General features: G+C 46.8%; 1 protein-coding gene. It reads left to right on the top strand.

The genetic code is table 11. The features are described 5' to 3' along the window. Window positions 1-46: 46 nt before the first annotated feature. On the top strand, window positions 47-248 hold a 202-nt coding region (locus ICN47_RS12815; protein ID WP_216220296.1), incomplete at its 3' end, for a hypothetical protein.

The raw sequence follows: 248 nt of genomic DNA, 5'->3' as shown, positions 1-248 counted from the left end.
GGCGATTACGACCTATGACCAGTTAAATGTTAGTAGTTCTAATAACTTGACTATTAGCACGGGCGGCGCAGTGAGCTTAAGCGCTATTAACACTGCCAATGTCTTAGCCGTAACTGGCAATGGCATCACCTTAAACGGTTCAATCACCACCACCGGTACTCAAACCTATACTGGCGCAGTGACACTGGGTAGTGATGTGGTTCTGACTACAGGCGGTAGTACCGGTCAAAACATAAGCTTTAGCTCAA

Source organism: Polynucleobacter sp. AP-Latsch-80-C2 (assembly GCF_018882185.1).
Taxonomy (GTDB): Bacteria; Pseudomonadota; Gammaproteobacteria; order Burkholderiales; family Burkholderiaceae; genus Polynucleobacter.
The sequence above is the reverse complement of the archived record's forward strand: the minus strand, read 5'-3'. Positions and strand labels throughout refer to the sequence as shown.